Genomic DNA, 14,119 nt, shown 5'->3' with positions numbered 1-14,119 from the left:
CAATGAAGGTCTACATCATCGGTGCCGGACCCGGAGATCCCAAGCTCATCACCGTGCGCGGGGCCGAGCTCGTCGAGCAGTGCCCCGTGGTGCTCTACACCGGCTCGCTCGTCCCGCAGGCGGTCATCGCCCGGGCCCGGCCGGATGCGCGGGTGCTCGACTCCTCGTCCATGACGCTCGAGCAGATCATCGACGTCCTCAAGGAGGCCCATGCCGCGGATCAGGACGTGGCCCGCGTGCACACGGGAGATCCGTCCATCTTCGGCTCCACCGCGGAGCAGATGCGCAGACTCGTCGAGCTCGGCATCCCCTACGAGATCATCCCGGGAGTGTCTTCCTTCACCGCCGCGGCCGCGGTGCTGGGCAAGGAGCTGACGCTGCCCGAGCTGTCACAGACGGTCATCGTCACCCGCGCCGAGGGACGCACCCTCATGCCGGAGGGCGAGAAGCTGGAGGATCTGGCGCGCCACCGTGCCACCCTGGCGCTCTTCCTCAGCGCGGGACTCATCCGCGACGTGGTGGAGCGGCTGCTGCCCTCCTACGGGCCGGACTGCCCCGTGGCGGTGGTGCAGAAGGCCACCTGGCCGGACCAGAAGGTGGTGCGCGGCACCCTGGCGGACATCGGCGACAAGGTGCGCGCCGAGCGCATCAACGCGACCGCGATGATCCTGGTGGGCGAGGTGCTGGAGGCGAAGGACTTCGCCAACTCGCGCTTGTACGACCCGACCTTCACCCACCGCTTCCGAAAGGGGACGGAAGATGCGCCCTGAGCGGCCGTTGCGCATTGCCATCACCGGCGCGGCCGGGGTGGGGAAGACGACGCTCGTGAACGCGCTGGCGAGCCGCCTCGGGCTGCCCATCGTCCCCGAGGAGACGCGGGAGTTCGTCCTGCGCACCGGCAAGCGCCTGGCGCAGTTGCCCGTGCCCGAGCGCGCGCAGGTGCTCCGGGAGCTGTGGGCCGTGCGCCGGCGGCGCGAGGAGGAGCAGCGGGAGGGCTTCGTGGCGGACAACTGCGCCACGGACTTCGCCGCCTATGCGCTCCAGCACGGGTGCGCGGAGCTCGTGCCGGAGTTCTTCGAGACTCCGGCGCTCGGGGGGCACTATGACGCCCTCTTCGTCCTCCCCTGGGGCGTCATCCCCTACGAGCGGGACGGCATCCGGAGTGACAGCCCGATGGACGAGATGCGCTACCAGCTCGTCCTCGAGTCGCTCGTGCGCCGCTCCGTCTCCGCCGCGCGGTTGCACTTCGTTCCGGACTCGCACGCCTCGCTGGAGGAGCGGGTGCGCTTCTGCGAGGAGGCCCTCGGGCGCGGGCGGGACGAACGCCGGGGCGGTTTCGTGTCCCTGGTGGGCGCGGGGCCGGGAGATCCGGGACTGCTCACCGTGCGGGCGCGCACCCTGCTGCAACAGGCGGAGGTGGTGGCCTACGACGCCCTCATCCCCCCGGCGGTGCTCGCGGAGATCGGACCCCAGGCGGAACGCATCCTCGTGGGTCACCGCAACCAGGGCTCCACCCAGGCCGGCTACCGGTTGCACCCGGCGGTGCTCGAGCGGGCCCGCGCCGGGCGGCACGTGGTGCGCTTGAAGCAGGGAGATCCGTTCATCTTCGGGCGAGGCGGTGAGGAGGCGGAGGAGTTGCTCGAGGCGGGCATCGCCTACGAGGTGGTGCCCGGCATCTCGGCCGCGCTCGGCGCCGCCGCCTACGCCGGCATTCCGCTCACCCACCGGCAGTACGCCTCCGACGTGTCCTTCGTCACGGGGCATGACCTCGAGGGGCCTCGCAGCCTCACGAACTGGGAGAAGCTGGGCGCGGCCGGAGGCACGCTGGTGCTCTTCATGGCCACCCGGAAGCTGGAGGCCAACCTGGCCCGGCTGGTGGAGTGTGGACGCAGCCCCCAGACGCCCGCGGCCTACATCGCCGCGGCCACCTCGCCCGAGCAGGTGGTGGTGGTGGGCACCCTGGAGACGCTCGCCGAGCAGGTGCGGGAGCACAACGTGCTGGGGCCGCCAGCCCTGGTGGTGGTGGGCGAGGTGGTGCGGCTGCGCGAGCGCCTCTCGTGGTTCGAACGACAGGAGCGTGGGACGTGAACGCGAGGCCGACGAAGGGACTGCTGGTCGTCTACACGGGAGATGGCAAGGGGAAGACCACCGCCGCGCTCGGCGTGGTGTTCCGCGCGCTCGGCCGGGGGATGAAGCCCGCGGTGGTGCAGTTCATCAAGGGCAAGTGGAAGACGGGCGAGCGCACCTATGCGGAGACCATTCCCGGGCTCGTCTTCCTCACCATGGGCCGGGGTTTCACCTGGGAGAGCGAGGACATCTCCCGGGACAAGCGAGCCGCCCAGGAGGCCTGGGCCGAGGCCCGGCGGCTGATGACGAGCGGCGAGCACGAGGTGGTGGTGCTCGATGAGCTGACGTACGTGCTCAATTACGGCTTCGTCCCCGTGGACGAGGTGATGGAGGCGCTGGCGGCACGGCCCTCCCACGTGCATGTGATCATCACCGGGCGCTCCGCTCCGGAGCCCCTGGTGGCGGCGGCGGAGCTCGTCACCGAGATGCGCAACGTGCGCCATCCCTTCGAGAAGGGCATTCCCGCCCAGGTGGGGCTCGACTTCTGATGGACGGCGCTCCTCTGATTCCCCGGCTGGTGGTGGCGGGCACGTCCAGCGGCGTGGGCAAGACGACCGTCATGGTGGCCCTCACCCGGGCGTTCCAGGCGCGCGGCCTGAAGGTGGCCACCTTCAAGTGCGGTCCGGACTACCTCGATCCGAGCTACCACGCGCGCACCACCGGGGCGCCGTGCCACAACCTCGATGGCTGGCTGATGGGCCGCGATGCCGTCGTCTCCACCTTCCGGCACGCCAGTCAGGGCCACGACGTGGCGCTCATCGAGGGGGTGATGGGGCTCTATGACGGGGCCTCGCCGGACTCGGAGGAGGGCTCGGCGGCGCAGGTGGCCAAATGGCTGGCGGCGCCCGTGCTCGCGGTGGTGGATGTCTCGGGCATGGCGCGCACCATCGCCGCCATCGGCACCGGGCTGGCGGCCTTCGATCCGGAGCTGAAGGTGGCGGGCCTCTTCGCCAACCGCGTGGGCAGCCGCAGCCACCTGGAGCTGCTCCAGCGCGCGGCGCGTGGCACGGCGGTGCCCGTGGTGGGCGGACTGCCCGCCCAGGAGGCACTCGCCTTTCCCGAGCGCCACCTGGGCCTGCTCACCGCTTCCGAGGAGAGCATCCCCTCGGGGCACTTCGACGCCTGGGGCACGCTGCTCTCCGAATGGAATGACCCGGAGACCTTCCTTCGCCTCGCGCGAGAGGCCCCGGCCCTGCCGGAGGCACCGGAGGAGGACCGCTCCGAGGCCCCCATCACCTGCCGCATCGCGGTGGCCCGGGATGCCGCCTTCCATTTCTATTACGCGGACAACCTGCGGCGGCTCGAGCGGCTCGGCGCGCAGTGCGTGCCCTTCTCGCCGCTCGCGGACGCGGCGCTCCCTCCGGACGTGCACGCCGTCTACCTCGGAGGCGGCTACCCGGAGCTGCATGCGCAGCGGCTGGCCGACAACCGCTCCCTGCGGCGCGCCCTCTCCGACTTCGCCGCGCGCGGCGGCCCCATCTACGCCGAGTGCGGCGGGATGATGTACCTCAGCCAGGCCATCCGCACCCTCGAGGGCCGGGACTTCCCCATGGTGGGGCTGGTGCCCGGGGTGGCGGTGATGGCGCCCAAGCTCCAGGCGCTCGGCTACGTGGAGGTGGAGACGACGGTGCGCACCGTGCTGGGCGGAGCGGGGCTGCGCTTCCGCGGGCACCAGTTCCGCTACTCCACGCTGGAGGGAGTCCCCGAGCAGGGGGGCGTCCTGCGCATCCGCAAGCGTCGCGGCGGCACCATCCATACCGAGGGCTTCGGCCCGCCCAACGTGCTGGCCTCCTACGTCCACGCCCACTGGGCCTCCAATCCCCTGGTCGCCGAGGGACTCGTGGCCTCGGCGCGCGCCTTCAAGGAGCAAGGGACATGACGGCCGCCCTCGCCACGCCCGAGGGGGAAGCACCTTCCCTGCGGGGAGGCGGGCAGGTGCTCGTGGTGCGCTTCGCCCGTCCGCATGCCGTCCTCTCGTGGGCCCTCCTCAACGGAGGCCGTCGGCGCGCCCGGGCGGTGGTGTGGCGGCAGGTGCGTGACGACGAGCTGGTGCCGGGCGTGGATCCGCTGGCGCTCCTCACGGCCAGCCTCGGAGAGGAGTCGCCAGGGGAGACGGTGGGCCTGCTCACTTCGCGCGACGTGTCCACCTTCGATGACGTGCACCTCGCGTCCGGGGCGCTCTCGGCGCGCTGCGTGGCCACCGTGGGGCTGGGCAACGCGCTGGCGGCCGGAGATGAGCCCGGGCCCCTGCGGAGCGTGGGCACCATCAACCTGCTGTGTCAGCTGTCCCAGCCCCTCTCGGAGAGCGCGCTGGTGGAGGCCCTGGCGCTCGCGGCGGAGGCCCGGACGGCGGCCCTCATGGAGGCACGAGTGCCCAGCCGCCGCTCGCTGCGGGTGGCCACCGGCACGGGCACCGATTGCATCGTGGTGGCGGCGCCGGAAGGGCCCGGAGGAGAGGAGTACATGGGCAAGCACACCCGGCTCGGCAGCCTGCTGGGAGGCGCGGTGCGAGAGGCCACCGCGCGCGGGGTGCGCCGTTGGCTGGAAGAGCGAGGTGTGCGGTGAGCGGGAAGATCGTCCTGGTGGGCGGCGGCGTGCGTTGTGGCAAGAGCCGCTTCGCGCTCGAGCTGGCCCAGAAGTTGGGAACGCGGCGCACCTTCATCGCCACCTCCGAGCCCTTCGACGATGAGATGCGCGAGCGGGCGCGGCGCCACCGGGAGGAGCGGATCGGTCTCTTCGAGACGGTGGAGGAGCCGCGCCGGCTGTGCGAGGTGCTGGAAGAGGACGCGGCGGACGTGGCGGTGGTGGACTGCGTGACGCTGTGGCTGTCCAACCTCCTGCTTCGGGGGGATGACGCGCAGCGCATCCTCGGCGAGGTGGATCGGCTGGTGGGAGTGCTCCAGCGGAGGCGGAGCGCCACCATCCTGGTGACCAACGAGGTCGGCATGGGCCTGGTCCCCGAGACGCCGCTGGGACGCACCTTCCGCGACGTGAGTGGTGGAGCGCACCAGCGCCTGGCGGCCGCGGCGGACGAGGTGTATTTCGGCGCGCTCGGGCTGCTGCTGCGCATCAAGCCGGGCAACTGGGTGGTGGGGGCGGGCGGATGATGGACGGGGGACTGCATGCGGTCCTGGTGCTGGTGGCCGCGCTCGTGGTGGACCTCACCTGGGGCGAGCCTCCCACGGTGCTGCACCCCGTGGTGTGGATGGGACGCCTGCAACGGCGCCTGCGCCGGCTGGCGCCCCGCGCGCCCGTTCCCGCCTTTCTCCACGGACTGGTGATGGCGGTGACGGGTCCCGTCCTCTTCGGACTCGGAGCGTGGGCACTGCTGCGCCTCGTCTCCCCATGGCCCCTCGTGCAGCTGGCGCTCGAGGTGTACCTCCTCAAGAGCGCCTTCGCGGTGCGGGCGCTCGCCGAGGCGGGCCTGGCCGTCTTCCGCGCGCTGAGCGAGGGGGATGCGCCCGCGGCCCGCTTCGCCTTGCGCAGCCTCGTGTCGCGCGACACCACGGGCCTGGAGCCCCCGCTGTTGGCGGCGGCGGCGGTGGAGTCGGTGGCGGAGAACACCTCGGACTCGGTGGTGGCACCGCTGCTCTTCTACGCGGTGGCGGGCGTCCCCGGGGCGCTCGCGTACCGGGCGGCCAACACCCTGGATGCGATGATTGGCTACCGCGGAGAGCTGGAGTGGTTGGGCAAGGCCGCCGCCCGGCTGGACGACGTCCTCAACCTGGTGCCCGCGCGCCTGTCCGCCGCGCTCCTCGTGCTGGCGTGCGCGCTGTGTGGTGCGTCTCCGGCCCGGGCGGTGCTCTCCTGGTGGCGCGACGGCGCCGCCACCGAGAGCCCCAACGCGGGCCGTCCCATGGCCGCGGTGGCCGGAGGCTTGGGGGTGGAGTTGGAGAAGGTGGGGCACTACCGGCTGGGCGCCGGAGGACGCCAGCCAGGAGCGGAGGACATCCGCCGGGCGGTCTTCCTCATGGTGGCGGCCTCGTTGCTGGCCGCGACGCTGACGGCCGCCTATGTCTATGGGGAGGGGTTCCGTGTTGCCCTCGCCTCGCCCTGAGTTGTGGCACCTGGAGCTCCCCCCGCATGGCGGGGACGCGGCGCCCGGGTGCGTGGACTTCAGCACGGGCATCTCCCCACTGCCTCCCCCGGAAGCGGTGCTCGAGGCCTTCCGTGCCGCCGACGTGCGGCGCTACCCGCACCCCACCGGGCTCCCCCTGCGCGAGCGCGTGGCCGAGCTGCATGGGCTGCCGCTCGATGGGGTGGTGGTGGGCAATGGCTCGGTGGAGCTCATCTGGGCCCTGGCTCGCGCCTTCGCCGGGCCGGGACGGAGCGCGGTGGTGCTCACCCCCGCCTTCGCGGAGTACGCCCAGGCGGTGCGCGCCAGCGGCGCCACGGTGGAGTCCCTCGCCGCCGAGGGGCCGCCCTTCGCTTGGAACCTCGAGGCGTTGCTCGCCATGCTCCGCCGCCACACGCCGTCACTGCTCTTCGTGTGCCGGCCGAGCAATCCCTGTCTCTCCGTCTTCCCGATGGAGGCGGTGCGGGCCGCGGCGGCGGCCTCGCCCGAGACGCTGGTGGTGGTGGACGAGGCCTACCAGCCGCTCTTCGAGGACGTGCCGCCCGTGAGCCCGGGAGGCAATGTCGTGGTGCTGCGCTCCCTCACCAAGGTGTTCGCCCTGCCGGGGCTGCGGCTCGGCTATCTGCTGGGCGAGCCACGGCTGCTTCGCGCGGTGCAGGCGTCCCTTCCGCCCTGGAACGTGTCGGCGCCAGCGCTGGCGGCGGGCCGCGTGGCGCTCGACTGTCTCGCGCAGGTGGATGCGGTGCGGGCCGAGGTGGCCCGGCTGCGGGGCGCGCAGCAATCACTCCTGGCCGAGGCCGGCGCCCGGGTGGACGCCTCCGGGGGCACGTTCCTCCTGTGCCGGGTACCCGAGGCTCGCGCCTTCGCCACGGCCGCGACCCAGGCCGGCATCCGGGTGAGGGATTGCACCAGCCTCGGCCTTCCGCATCACATCCGCCTCGGCGTGAGACCCGAGGCGGACCATCCCCTTCTGCGCGCTGCCTGGCGGCGCGCCCGGGAGTCGCTCGAATGAAGGCCCGTACCCTGATGATCCAAGGCACCGCCTCCAGCGTGGGCAAGAGTCTGCTGGTGACGGCCCTCTGCCGCATCTACGCGCGGCGGGGTTTCAAGGTGGCGCCCTTCAAGTCGCAGAACATGGCCCTCAACTCCGCGGTGACGCCGGATGGAGCGGAGATTGGCCGGGCCCAGTACGCCCAGGCCGAGGCGGCGCGGGCGGTGCCGTGCGCGGAGATGAATCCCATCCTCCTCAAACCGGAGACGACGTCGGGCTCCCAGGTGGTGGTGATGGGCCGGGTGCTGGGCAGCATGCACTTCCGCGACTACCACCGGCGCAAGCCCGAGCTGCGCGAGGTGGTGGGGCAGGCGTTGGACACCCTGCGCGAGCGCCATGAGCTGGTCATCATCGAGGGGGCGGGCAGCCCGGCGGAGGTGAACCTCAAGGATCGCGACCTCGTGAACATGTGGGTGGCCGAGCGAGCCGACGCTCCGGTGGCCCTGGTGACGGACATCGAGCGGGGAGGGGCGCTGGCGGCGCTGGTGGGGACGTTGGAGCTGCTCGAGCCCTCGGAGCGGGCGCGGGTGCGGGCCCTGGTGGTGAACAAGTTCCGCGGCGACCCATCCCTCTTCGAGGGAGGGGTGCGCTTCCTGGAGAAGCGGTGCGGCATCCGCGTGGCCGGAGTCATCCCCCACCTGGGAGACACGGGCATCGCCAGTGAGGACTCGTTGGATCTGCGCAAGGGAGAGCCGGAGGGGCGGGGTGAAGCGCTCGTGTGCATCCTGAGACTGCCGCGCCTGTCCAACTTCGATGAGTTCGAGCCCCTGGCGCGCGAGCCGGGTGTCGAGGTGCGTTGGTGCGAGCGGCCCGAGGAACTGGAGGGAGCGCGGCTCGTCATCATCCCAGGCACCAAGTGCACGGCGAACGATCTGGCCTGGCTGCGGCGCACGGGGTTGGCGGGGGCGCTGGTGCGGCGGGTGCACGAGGGGCAACCGGTGCTGGGCATCTGCGGTGGCTACCAGATGATGGGCGAGCGCATTCTCGATCCGCTGGGTGTGGAGTCGCCGGAGCCGGATGTGGCGGGGCTGGGCCTGCTGCCGGTGGTGACGCGCTTCGAGAAGGAGAAGTCCACCGCGCCGGTGTCCCTGCGGCTCGGGGAGGGGCTGCCGGGGATGCGCGCCGCGGGAGGCGCCGAGGTGCGGGGCTATGAAATCCATTGCGGACAGGTGACGGTGGCGCCGGGCGCACAACCCTTCGGCATGCGAGTGCGGCCTGGCGAGATGGCGGGCCAGGTGCCCGAGGGCTGCGTGACCCGGGGAGGGAGGGTGGCGGGCACCCTCGTGCACGGCCTCTTCGAGAACGTGCCGGTGCGGCGGGCGCTGCTGGCGGAGCTCGGTGTGGAGACGGCGGGTTTCTCACCGGCCGACCCTTACGAGGTGCTCGCCGATCACTTCGCGAGTGCCCTGGATCTCGCGCACCTCGACCAGATGGTGGGGCTGTGAGTCCACGGATTCCGGAGCCGGACCAGGCCGCGGCCGAGCGTGCACGGGAAAGACAGTCGCGCCTCACCAAGCCCCCGGGCAGCCTGGGGGTGCTGGAGGAGGTGGCGGTGAAGCTGGCCGCGCTGCAGGGCACGCCCCTGCCTCGGAGCCGGCCCGCGGCGGCCCTGCTCTTCGCGTCGGATCATGCCGTCACCCGCCACGGTGTCTCGCCCTATCCGCCGGCCGTCACCGGGGCCATGGTGGAGAACTTCCTTCGGGGAGGCGCGGCCTCCAGCGTCCTGTGCCGGCACCTGGGCGTGCCGCTGCGCGTGGTGGACGTGGGGGTGATGCGGCCGCTCTCGCCCCTTCCCGTCGAGGGCGTCTCCTTCCGGCGCGACCCGGTGGCGGACGAGCCGGGGGGAGACCTGCGGGTGGAGGACGCGATGAGCGAGGCCACCTTCCAGCGCGCACTGGCGGCGGGAGCCGCGGAGGTGGACGCGCTCCCGGACGAGGTGCGCCTGGTGGTGCTGGGAGAGATGGGCATTGGCAACACCACCGTGGCGGCCGCGGTGGCGGCGCTGCTGCTCGGACGGGAGGCGGAGGAGGTGGTGGGCCGGGGCACGGGCGTGGACGAGGCGGGCCTGGCGCGCAAGGTGGAGGTGGTACGCGACGCGGTGCGGCGGCTCCGGGGCGCGAGTCCCGAGCGTGCCGTGCGGGCCGCGGGGGGACGGGACATCGCGGCCCTGGTGGGCGCGGCGGGGCGGGCCATCGAGCGGCGCAAGGCCGTGCTGGTGGACGGCTTCATCGTCTCGGTGGCCATGCTGGCGCTGGAGCGGATGGCGCCGGGAGCGCGGGAGTGGATGCTGTTCGCCCACCGCTCGGCGGAGGCGGGCCACCGGCATGTCCTGGAGGCGCTTGGCGCCAGGCCGCTGCTCGAGCTGGGAATGCGGCTGGGGGAGGGCAGTGGCGCGCTCACGGCCCTGCCGCTGGTGGACGCCGCGTGCGCGCTTCACGCGGGCATGGCCACCTTCGAGGAGGCCGGGGTTCCAGACAAGGGACGGGGCTGATGCCGCTTCCTCCCGTGCTTCGGGGCGCCCGTGCGGCCTTCGCCTTCTACACCCGCATTCCCGTGGGGGGCTTTCCCTACGCCCCGGCGGACTGGCAGTGGGCCTCGGGCTGGTTTCCCCTGGTGGGCGCGAGCCTCGGTGGGCTGCTGGCGTTGATCTGGCTGGCCGTCGAGCGGGCGGGGCCGCTGGTCGCCGCCGCGTTGGTGGTGGGCGTGGGGATGCTGCTCACGGGGGCGCTTCACGAGGACGGCCTGGCCGACACCGCCGACGCGCTCGGGGGGGCGTATGACCGCACGCGCCTCTTCGAGATCCTCAAGGACAGCCGCATCGGCTCCTTCGGCGCGGCGGCGCTGTGCGTCGTGCTGGTGCTGCGCATCGCGCTGCTGGCGAGGCTCGATGAGGCCGCGCCCCTGGCCCTCGTGCTGAGCCAGTGCCTGGCGCGCACGCCGCCCATCTGGCTGATGGTGAGCCTGCCCTATGTGTCGAGCAATGCGACCTCACGCAGCCAGAGCATGGTGCGCGTCTCCCGGGCCCAGGCGATGCTGGCCACCGCCTGTCCCGTGCTGCTGATGGGAGCGCTGCTCTGGCGGGGAGGGTTGGAGCCGGCCACGGCGTGGGCGCTCCTGGCGGCCGCCGGCCTCACCGCGCTCGTGTGCGGCTGGCGCTTCTGGGTGCGCGCGGGGGGCATCACCGGGGACTTCCTCGGGGCCACGCAGCAGGTGGGGGAATGCGCCCTGCTGCTCGTCCTGGCGCTGGCACGGGGTGAGGTGGCCTGAGCGAGGTCGTTCTAGGGACCGATGAAGCTGATGGGTAGTCATGGCTCACTCCTTTGAGTGATTCGGCGGGATTCGGCGGTGATTAGGGTGGCCACCGCTTGCACCGTCTTTTGTACAGATGGGTCGATTGACCTGAACCTTGGTATGGGGTCGTTCAAACCCCGGTACGATGGAGGGTCGAAGCCCAGACGTGCAGGATCACGGTTGTCTGTTCCCTCACACGCTGAAAGGAAACATCCATGACCACCCAGACGGATTCGCTCGCCGAGCGCGCGGGCAAGATCTCTGGCAGCTATCTCACCACGCGGGACGGCACCCAGATCTACTTCAAGGACTGGGGCCCGAAGAATGGCAAGCCCGTCGTCTTCTCTCATGGCTGGCCGCTCACCGCGGACGCGTGGGAGGATCAGATGCTGTTCCTGTCGGCGCGGGGCTACCGCACCATCGCCCACGATCGCCGCGGTCACGGCCGCTCGTCACAGCCGTGGGACGGCCACGACATGGACACCTATGCGGATGATCTCGCTCAGTTGACCGCCGCGCTCGGCCTCGAGAAGGCCATCCATGTCGGTCACTCGACCGGAGGCGGCGAAGTCACGCGCTACATCGGCCGTCACGGAACCTCGCGTGTCGCCAAGGCCGTGCTCATCGGCGCCGTGCCACCGATCATGCTCAAGACCGACTGGCACCCGAACGGCCTGCCCATCGACGTGTTCGATGGCATCCGCGCCGGGGTGCTCGGTGACCGCTCGAGCTTCTTCAAGGAGCTGAGCGTGGCGTTCTACGGCTTCAACCGCCCGGGCGTGAAGGTCTCGGAAGGTCTGCGCGACAGCTTCTGGATGCAGGGCATGATGGGCGGGCTGAAGGCCGAGTACGACTGCATCAAGGCCTTCTCGGAGACCGACTTCCGCGCCGATCTCGCCAGGTTCGACGTGCCGACGCTGGTGATGCACGGCGACGACGATCAGATCGTGCCGATCGACGGCGCGGCGAAGCTCACGGTCTCGCTGGTCAAGGGCGCGCGGCTCAAGAGTTATCCGGGCTTCAGCCACGGCATGTGCTCGATCAACAAGGACGTCATCAACCGCGACCTGCTGGCCTTCATCCAGGAGTAGGGCAGGAGGAGGGCACCTCACCTTCCTGTTCGACAACGACGCTACCTCCGCCGAAGCGCGGGGCCTCGCCGGTGCGCCAGAGGAGATTCTTCCTGGCGCACCGGCGTGACCTTACCTGAGGATCTCGTATTGCACGGGGATGACGCCGAGGTCGGTATTGGCGATCTGCGTGAACGCTCCGTAGGTGAGGTCCAGGCACGTCGCGCCGCCAAAGCCTCCGCGATCATTGATGGTCACGGTGACGGACCGGCCCTGGTAGGTCACCTTGACCCGGGTGCCGAACGGCAGGGAGTTGTGCGCGGCCTTGAGCGCCCAGCGGCTGAAGGGCTCACCGCTGGCGGTCGGCCATCCCTCGGGGATTTCGCCCTCCGCGCCGTACCAGGTCGCGTTGCAGGTGGCCAGGGTGCTTGCCTGGGAGGCATTGGCGGAGGGCACGACCAGGGAGCCCGCCAGGCCGAGCAGGCCCATGACGGTCGCGGAAATGGCGGTTCGACGAACGAGCTTCTTGTTCATACGGGCCTTCCTCTCTTGCTACCGGGAATCGGTGTGGGTCGGGTCTCACTGCTTCGAGCAGGGACGCGATGTCGCCTAGGAGCAATCGGCGCATTTTTTCGGGTTTAAGCGCGCGTTCCCGCGAGGACGTGACACAAACTCCACCCTCCAGCGACGGTGACACCCTGCATGTCCGGTACTTGCCACGGGCATGACATCCCTCTTGTCTTCCTTTCGCCCGTCCACCTCGCGGTGGCTGCTGATGAGCCTGCTGGCCTCCGTCGCCGGCTGCAACGAACCCCGGCCACCCCACGCCGAGCCGTTCCCCGACAGGCCCCAGCTCTTCGGCCGCGCCGTGCTCCCGGCGGACACCTTCGCCGAGGGCCCCGCCTCGGGCGAGTTCTCCGGCACCAACAAGAACGGCGTCCAGGTCCCCTTCGCGAAGCAGCCCGTGCAGGGCTTCTCCGCGGTGCTGGACAACCGGGACGGCTCGTTCCTGGTGATGGCCGACAACTGCGCACCGTCCACCTCTTCGGGGACTCGCCGGTGTACGCGGACCCGGCCGTCAAGGGCTCGGACGAGGGCACCAACCTCCAGCCCGAGGGGGCGCACACCACGCCGTGGCTCGGAGGCCTGCCCTGGCCGTACCGCTCCACCGCTCCCGGCTTCACCTTCCGCGTGAATGGCAGTGGCGGCTTCGAGGGCATGGCCCTCACCCCGGACGGCAAGAAGCTGCTGCCGCTGCTGGAGAAGACGCTGGTCGGAGGCAAGGACAAGACCCTGCTCATCCACGAGTTCGACATCGAGAGCCGCCGCTACACCGGCGTGAAGTACGAGTACGTGCTCGAGGAGAAGGGCACCAACATTGGTGACTTCATCCTCGTGGACGACACGCACGGGCTGGTCATCGAGCGCGACAACTTCGAGCGCGAGCAGGCCGTCCACAAGGCCCTCTTCGAGGTGAAGCTGGAGGGGGAGGGGAGGCCCGTGCGCAAGCGGCTGGCGGTGGACCTGATGAAGATCACGGACCCGAATGGCCTCTCCAGCGGCTCGGAGGGCCTGGGACTGGGCGAGACCTTCTCCTTCCCCTTCACCACCATCGAGGACGTGGTCGCCTTCGACCGTCGGCGCATCGGCATCATCAATGACAACAACTATCCGTTCAGCGCCGGCCGTCGCGCGGGCAAGGCCGAGGAGACGGAGTTCATCGTCATCGACCTCGACCAGGAGCTGGGCAGGCTGTGAGGCACGCCCGCTGCCCCGGAGGGAGAATCCTCCGGCAGCGGGCCGGTCTCCATTCGTCTCATGATTTTAAAAGCCGGAACGCTTCGCGCAGGAGCTGAACGCGCCAGTACAGCCCCGATCTCTCTAAATCCCGGAGCTGGGTCTCCTCGAGCGTGTCGATCATCTCCATCATGGCCTCGATCTCCTCTTCCTCCAGGTCGTGCGTCTCGCCATACCACTCGACAAAGCGCCTGGGCTCGATCCAACTCGCGCGAATCCTCGCCTTTGCCTCTAGAGTCCGTACCTTGGGCAATGCCGCGAACAGGCGCCCACGCTCCAGGTAGTACAAAATCAGCACCGCCAAGGGAAAAGCGTCTGTCCATTCGCTAAAATTCACATACACGACGCCAATACTTCGCGAGTAGTAGGAGTCTCCCTCCGTGGCCACCACCCTGTTCAGCAAACCCTGACACTGGGGTCTCAACTCCGGGGCGTACTGGTCAATCAGTGCCAGTGCCTCCCCGGTGAGTTCCTGCTGAGCGGCGTCGCCGCATACCAGCACGCCGCCCATCAGCCGTTGGGGCAGGTCGGTCCCGGCGATGAGAAGCTCCAACCACGAGATGAATCGCACGGCCGCACCTCCCTTCGGGAACTCTCCGCCACGCTACCATGTCCCCTGCTTCGAGGGGGCCTGGGCCGGCGTGTGCCTAGAGGGAACTGCACGGCCTCTCCTCCTGTTCGCGGGGAGCGCGCATGCTCGTGTCGGCG

Annotated in this window: 15 protein-coding genes; 13 read left to right on the top strand and 2 right to left on the bottom strand. The window is 70.6% G+C overall.

Annotation, left to right across the window (positions count from 1 at the left end):
• Positions 1–2: 2 nt before the first annotated feature.
• From cobM to D187_RS45195, 12 genes are all read left to right on the top strand, one after another.
• Positions 3–770, top strand: coding sequence for a precorrin-4 C(11)-methyltransferase (cobM, locus tag D187_RS45250; protein WP_002628310.1), 768 nt, complete (start codon positions 3–5; stop codon positions 768–770).
• On the top strand, positions 760–2,088 hold the full coding sequence (gene cobA / locus D187_RS51360) for a uroporphyrinogen-III C-methyltransferase (RefSeq protein ID WP_051256821.1): 1,329 nt from the start codon (positions 760–762) through the stop codon (positions 2,086–2,088). The genes cobM and cobA overlap by 11 nt, the downstream gene beginning before the upstream one ends.
• Positions 2,085–2,615 (top strand): cob(I)yrinic acid a,c-diamide adenosyltransferase, encoded by a 531-nt coding sequence (cobO, locus tag D187_RS45240; protein ID WP_002628312.1) that lies wholly within the window; start codon positions 2,085–2,087, stop codon positions 2,613–2,615. Before cobA ends, cobO begins: the two co-directional genes overlap by 4 nt.
• Complete coding sequence (locus D187_RS45235; RefSeq protein ID WP_002628314.1) at positions 2,615–4,006, top strand: cobyrinic acid a,c-diamide synthase CobB; 1,392 nt, start codon at positions 2,615–2,617, stop codon at positions 4,004–4,006. The genes cobO and D187_RS45235 overlap by 1 nt, the downstream gene beginning before the upstream one ends.
• Positions 4,003–4,692: an adenosylcobinamide amidohydrolase gene (locus D187_RS45230; RefSeq protein WP_002628315.1), complete on the top strand. Its 690-nt coding sequence runs from the start codon at positions 4,003–4,005 to the stop codon at positions 4,690–4,692. The genes D187_RS45235 and D187_RS45230 overlap by 4 nt, the downstream gene beginning before the upstream one ends.
• The gene (gene cobU, locus D187_RS45225; RefSeq protein WP_002628317.1) at positions 4,689–5,234 is read left to right on the top strand and encodes a bifunctional adenosylcobinamide kinase/adenosylcobinamide-phosphate guanylyltransferase; all 546 of its coding nucleotides are present in this window, start codon (positions 4,689–4,691) and stop codon (positions 5,232–5,234) included. Before D187_RS45230 ends, cobU begins: the two co-directional genes overlap by 4 nt.
• The gene (gene cbiB / locus D187_RS45220; RefSeq protein ID WP_002628319.1) at positions 5,231–6,184 is read left to right on the top strand and encodes an adenosylcobinamide-phosphate synthase CbiB; all 954 of its coding nucleotides are present in this window, start codon (positions 5,231–5,233) and stop codon (positions 6,182–6,184) included. Before cobU ends, cbiB begins: the two co-directional genes overlap by 4 nt.
• Positions 6,162–7,214, top strand: coding sequence for a pyridoxal phosphate-dependent aminotransferase (locus D187_RS45215; protein WP_002628320.1), 1,053 nt, complete (start codon positions 6,162–6,164; stop codon positions 7,212–7,214). Before cbiB ends, D187_RS45215 begins: the two co-directional genes overlap by 23 nt.
• The gene (locus D187_RS45210) at positions 7,211–8,698 is read left to right on the top strand and encodes a cobyric acid synthase (protein WP_002628323.1); all 1,488 of its coding nucleotides are present in this window, start codon (positions 7,211–7,213) and stop codon (positions 8,696–8,698) included. The genes D187_RS45215 and D187_RS45210 overlap by 4 nt, the downstream gene beginning before the upstream one ends.
• Positions 8,695–9,744 (top strand): nicotinate-nucleotide--dimethylbenzimidazole phosphoribosyltransferase, encoded by a 1,050-nt coding sequence (gene cobT, locus D187_RS45205; RefSeq protein WP_002628325.1) that lies wholly within the window; start codon positions 8,695–8,697, stop codon positions 9,742–9,744. Before D187_RS45210 ends, cobT begins: the two co-directional genes overlap by 4 nt.
• Positions 9,744–10,520 (top strand): adenosylcobinamide-GDP ribazoletransferase, encoded by a 777-nt coding sequence (locus tag D187_RS45200; RefSeq protein WP_002628327.1) that lies wholly within the window; start codon positions 9,744–9,746, stop codon positions 10,518–10,520. Before cobT ends, D187_RS45200 begins: the two co-directional genes overlap by 1 nt.
• A gap of 239 nt (positions 10,521–10,759) precedes the next feature.
• Positions 10,760–11,635 (top strand): alpha/beta fold hydrolase, encoded by an 876-nt coding sequence (locus tag D187_RS45195; protein ID WP_002628329.1) that lies wholly within the window; start codon positions 10,760–10,762, stop codon positions 11,633–11,635.
• A gap of 111 nt (positions 11,636–11,746) precedes the next feature.
• Here D187_RS45195 and D187_RS45190 read toward each other — a convergent pair whose 3' ends face one another.
• Positions 11,747–12,148: a septal ring lytic transglycosylase RlpA family protein gene (locus tag D187_RS45190; RefSeq protein WP_002628331.1), complete on the bottom strand. Its 402-nt coding sequence runs from the start codon at positions 12,146–12,148 to the stop codon at positions 11,747–11,749.
• A 525-nt stretch (positions 12,149–12,673) separates the two neighbouring features.
• Between D187_RS45190 and D187_RS45185 the strand changes: the two genes are divergently transcribed.
• The gene (locus D187_RS45185) at positions 12,674–13,372 is read left to right on the top strand and encodes an esterase-like activity of phytase family protein (protein ID WP_002628332.1); all 699 of its coding nucleotides are present in this window, start codon (positions 12,674–12,676) and stop codon (positions 13,370–13,372) included.
• A 58-nt stretch (positions 13,373–13,430) separates the two neighbouring features.
• Here the strand turns inward: D187_RS45185 and D187_RS45180 are convergent, their stop codons facing one another.
• On the bottom strand, positions 13,431–13,982 hold the full coding sequence (locus D187_RS45180; RefSeq protein ID WP_043434993.1) for a hypothetical protein: 552 nt from the start codon (positions 13,980–13,982) through the stop codon (positions 13,431–13,433).
• Positions 13,983–14,119 lie beyond the last annotated feature (137 nt).

It is taken from the genome of Cystobacter fuscus DSM 2262 (genome assembly GCF_000335475.2).
GTDB lineage: Bacteria > Myxococcota > Myxococcia > Myxococcales > Myxococcaceae > Cystobacter > Cystobacter fuscus.
This window is presented reverse-complemented; position numbering and strand designations above follow the sequence as displayed.

Excerpts from the sequence above, each read along its gene's own strand:
- D187_RS45200 (WP_002628327.1), top strand. The coding sequence starts at position 9,744 with ATGCCGCTTCCTCCCGTGCTTCGGGGCGCCCGTGCGGCCTTCGCCTTC.
- D187_RS45195 (WP_002628329.1), top strand. The coding sequence starts at position 10,760 with ATGACCACCCAGACGGATTCGCTCGCCGAGCGCGCGGGCAAGATCTCT.
- cbiB (WP_002628319.1), top strand. The coding sequence starts at position 5,231 with ATGATGGACGGGGGACTGCATGCGGTCCTGGTGCTGGTGGCCGCGCTC.
- D187_RS45230 (WP_002628315.1), top strand. The coding sequence starts at position 4,003 with ATGACGGCCGCCCTCGCCACGCCCGAGGGGGAAGCACCTTCCCTGCGG.
- cobA (WP_051256821.1), top strand. The coding sequence starts at position 760 with ATGCGCCCTGAGCGGCCGTTGCGCATTGCCATCACCGGCGCGGCCGGG.
- D187_RS45210 (WP_002628323.1), top strand. The coding sequence starts at position 7,211 with ATGAAGGCCCGTACCCTGATGATCCAAGGCACCGCCTCCAGCGTGGGC.
- cobM (WP_002628310.1), top strand. The coding sequence starts at position 3 with ATGAAGGTCTACATCATCGGTGCCGGACCCGGAGATCCCAAGCTCATC.
- D187_RS45235 (WP_002628314.1), top strand. The coding sequence starts at position 2,615 with ATGGACGGCGCTCCTCTGATTCCCCGGCTGGTGGTGGCGGGCACGTCC.
- D187_RS45190 (WP_002628331.1), bottom strand. The coding sequence starts at position 12,148 with ATGAACAAGAAGCTCGTTCGTCGAACCGCCATTTCCGCGACCGTCATG.